Source organism: Bradyrhizobium sp. Kon69, from assembly GCF_055807515.1.
The window spans coordinates 1-500 of the sequence record NZ_JBVVOS010000108.1 but is presented as its reverse complement, the minus strand read 5'-3'; the positions used below and the strand labels follow the sequence as shown (position 1 = coordinate 500).

Here is a 500-nt window from a genome sequence, read left to right as displayed (position 1 = left end):
CCGTTGGGGTCGATGATCATGATGACCGCGCCGTCGCCCAGGATGGTATTGCCCGAGAACATGTCGATGTGACGCAGCTTCGTCGACATCGGCTTGACCACGATTTCTTCGGTGTGGAACACGCCGTCGACGACGATGCCGAAGGTCTGGCTGCCGACCTGCGTCACCACGATGAAGCCGTTCTCGGGATCGGAGACCGCGCCGTCGTCGATCTTGAGCAGCTTCTTGAGATGGATCAGCGGCAGCAGCTTGTTGCGCAGCCGGAGCACCGCGGTGTCCTTGATGCGCTCGATGCGGTGCTCCGAGTTGGCGCGGGCCCGCACCAGCTCGACAACGGAGAGCTGCGGGATCGCGAAGCGGTCGCCGGCGGCTTCCACGATCAGCGCGGAGACGATGGCGAGCGTCAGCGGGATCTTGATGGTGACGGAGGAGCCTTCACCGGCGACCGACTTGATGTCGATGGTGCCGCCGATCTGGTCGATATTGGTGCGCACCACGTC

General features: G+C 63.6%; 1 protein-coding gene. It reads right to left on the bottom strand.

The features are described 5' to 3' along the window. On the bottom strand, nucleotides 1–500 hold a 500-nt coding region (locus AC0L3U_RS38425), incomplete at both ends, for a chemotaxis protein CheW (RefSeq protein WP_473364964.1).